Genomic DNA, 2,937 nt, shown 5'->3' on the forward strand with positions numbered 1-2,937 from the left:
TCTGCTCAAAACGCAGATCAAAAGCTCTCCAGAAAACCGTCAATCAAATCGCCAAAACCCAGAAATTACTGGCCAAGCACATCAATCAACGGTTCTTCGATCCCTCCACCTTCTACCGTGTCTCCAGCGAGCCGCTGGAAACATGGGATGAAGCGCGCCATATCGGCTCGGCCTATGAAATGCTGTTCCGTCATGAATATACAATCAACTATTGGCAGGGCAAGGAAGACTACTGGAATCTGAAGCCCTCACTAAGTTTTTTCTTTATTGTCCTGTCTCTCAAACTGTTCGGGCATGGACTTCTGGCGGCCCGGTTGCCGTCCCTGCTCTGTTTTTTGGCGATGATTGCGGGCCTTTACCGGTTTATGGTGAACAGGTTTTCACGCGTGGAAGGGCTTTATGCCATCACGCTCTTCTCCATATGGACACAGAATGTTTTCCCACACAGTTTCCGCCATTCTGATGCGGATGCGCTGTATTGCACGCTGTATCTGGCCTGTATTCTGCTCTGCCTGAAGCGGACGGACCGCGCGTTTTGTCTGGCCTGCGTGACTGCTGCCCTGTGCTTTCTAACCAAGAGCTGGCATGTTCTGTCCCTTCTTCCGCCGTTGATGCTCAGCTGCGTGCTGACGAAAAAATCCTTCCGCCTGCCTCTGAAAGGCACGCTGTGCTTTCTGGCCCCAATCATGCTGTGGGCGGGGCTGCGCGCGCACCATGATGGCCTGAAATTCCTGCGGAAAATGGTCTGGTACGATCTGCTCAAACGCACTGGGCAGCCCATTGAGGACCATCACAGCCCTGTCTATTTCTACCTCTCCTGCTTTGTGCATGATTACAGTTATCTGCTGTGGCTGCTTGGGGCGCTGGCGGGTGCGGGGCTTCTGGCATGCCGGCTCCGAGCCTTCCGGGCGGAGCGTTTCCGTTCGGGCATCCCTGCCTGGATGCAAACCGATATGGGGGTGCTGGGTGTCGCGATTCTGGCTGTTTTCTGCCTTTTTTCCATCGCCCGGACCCGCCTGCCCTGGTACACTTACCCGGCCTACCCCCTCCTGTGTGTACTGATGACCTACCTGTTCGCCCTGCTACGCCCGGCTTTAAAAGCCGTGGCGTGCGGGCTGGCTGGGGTGCTTTTCCTGCTCTCCTTCTCCGCCTCCTGGCAGCGAGAAAACTATATGCGTCTGCCGATTTTCTATCGGCAACTTCAGGCGGCAGCGTATCTGCCCATGGTACATGTCTGGAAGGACGGCGTAACATCACAGAATGACTACGTGGCTCTGCTGACCTATCTCCCTCCCCCGCCGGATATGATCCGCACCACGGGACCGGAAGAAAAAGCGCCCCGGACCCTGATTATCCGCCCTACGGGGCCTGAGCCGGTGTGTGACGGCTGCACCCTGATTTCAAAAGGGGATCAATATGATCTGTTCTGGCGGGAGTGAGTGGCTGGACCTGCCTGACGGGACTGGTGTGGCTGAAATGATGTGGCAGGCTGCATCCGTGTTTCCCGCCGTTTTCTGCGATTGGGCGGGGAATTTACCAGTTTGCGGGAATACGGGCTTGGCAAGCGCCCCTTCTTTGCGCTAGAGAGGCCCGGACGGACCCGTAGATCAGCTGGATAGATCGTCAGATTCCGAATCTGAAGGCCGGAGGTTCGAATCCTCTCGGGTCCACCAATTCCCCAAAAAGTTCAATTCAACTAAGCCGTTAAAGCTGATGGTTTGCCAATCCTGAAACACGGTTTGCCACTCTCATATTGCAGATTTCCTGTTTTCCCGGCTTCGGAACAGAATACTTTCTCTCGCCTTGGTGATGGGGAGTGCACGCTCATCGACCTGACGACTGAAGCCCATAAACTATGCGACTGTCTGCACGTGCACTCACCGAGTTTACGCGATCATGTGCTCACTTATAGCTTCCTGAGTTCTATCGTGCCAGTCCGCATTTCCGCCAGTTCCCTCAAATCTTTTAACCGCTGCCCCTTTTGATCTGGCGTGCAGGAAAAACCGGGCATGCTGATATCTTGCAAAAATTTATTGCGAATAATTCTCATTCGTGCTTATGAGAGCATTCTCGTCAGAGATATGGGGGTTCTGAATGGTTATCTGCTCTTGCAATCGCCTGACTCACACGGATGTTGAAACTGCCGTCGCGCGCGGTGCGACCCGCCCCAGCGAAATTTACGCTTCCAGGCAGTGTAAGGCCCAGTGCGGGAATTGTGTGCCGGGTGTGGTGTGCCTGCTGCGTGAGGCGCGCATGCGCCAGAAGCGGGCAACGGAACAACTGGCTCCGATCTGCCTGCCTCTAACGGACGCGGCACAGGCCGCGATGCTGAGTGCCTGAGTGCCTGAGTGCCTGAGTGCCTGAGTGCCTGAGTGCCTGAAAGCGTATACGGTCACGGCGCGTAGTGACAACCTTCAGTGTTGGGTTTCTCCAGTCTGCTTTGCCGAATAGGAATCACATATTCAGACTAATCCTCCCGATGGAAGCGCAAGACAATTATGCGGCCTCGCTCCACAACAGGTTCACCATTTTTGTAGGCAGGCTTGTATCAGGCCGTTTTGCAGTAATTCACAGCCATAGCATTAAAATCTGGATTTGAACCGGGCGTTATCACGCATTTTGTCAAACGGCCATCTTTACCGACATCAGCGTGGATGGTGATCGCACTCTCCTGCCACTTTTTGAAATCCGGTTTACTCATGAAAATTGGCTTGTGCTGCACGGCCTGATTGTCCACCCGCTCCAGTTTTGCGACACCATCGGGTTTCGCGCAGACAGTTACCAGCACCAAAGCCAGTATCGTAATTTTTTTCAAATTCGTCTCCTGGTAATCCCCCCATAAAAAGAGTGGCTTTTGAATGAGAATTTTCTCAGCGTGAGGATGAGGAGATTTTGATGAAGAGTGATCGCTTTACTGATGCCCAGATTATGGGCGTG

General features: G+C 53.9%; 3 protein-coding genes and 1 tRNA gene. 3 read left to right on the forward strand and 1 reads right to left on the reverse strand.

Features of this window, described 5'->3' with window-relative positions:
* The 3 genes from GOB82_RS13065 to GOB82_RS13075 all read left to right on the forward strand — a co-directional run.
* Nucleotides 1-1,439, forward strand: a 1,439-nt coding sequence (locus GOB82_RS13065) for an ArnT family glycosyltransferase (protein ID WP_166123753.1), incomplete at its 5' end; no start/stop codon positions are given.
* 157 nt (nt 1,440-1,596) lie between these two features.
* Nucleotides 1,597-1,673, forward strand: a tRNA-Arg gene (locus GOB82_RS13070).
* 421 nt (nt 1,674-2,094) lie between these two features.
* Nucleotides 2,095-2,340 carry a (2Fe-2S)-binding protein gene (locus GOB82_RS13075; RefSeq protein ID WP_166123755.1) on the forward strand — a complete coding sequence of 82 codons (246 nt, stop codon included), beginning with the start codon at nt 2,095-2,097 and terminating at the stop codon, nt 2,338-2,340.
* A 208-nt stretch (nt 2,341-2,548) separates the two neighbouring features.
* Here the strand turns inward: GOB82_RS13075 and GOB82_RS13080 are convergent, their stop codons facing one another.
* Complete coding sequence (locus tag GOB82_RS13080) at nt 2,549-2,815, reverse strand: hypothetical protein (protein ID WP_166123757.1); 267 nt, start codon at nt 2,813-2,815, stop codon at nt 2,549-2,551.
* Nucleotides 2,816-2,937: the final 122 nt, after the last annotated feature.

The organism is Acetobacter farinalis (assembly GCF_011516935.1).
Classification (GTDB): domain Bacteria; phylum Pseudomonadota; class Alphaproteobacteria; order Acetobacterales; family Acetobacteraceae; genus Acetobacter; species Acetobacter farinalis.

What these genes read in the sequence shown, in the direction of transcription:
- GOB82_RS13075 (WP_166123755.1), top strand. Translation starts at nt 2,095, where the DNA reads ATGGTTATCTGCTCTTGCAATCGCCTGACTCACACGGATGTTGAAACT.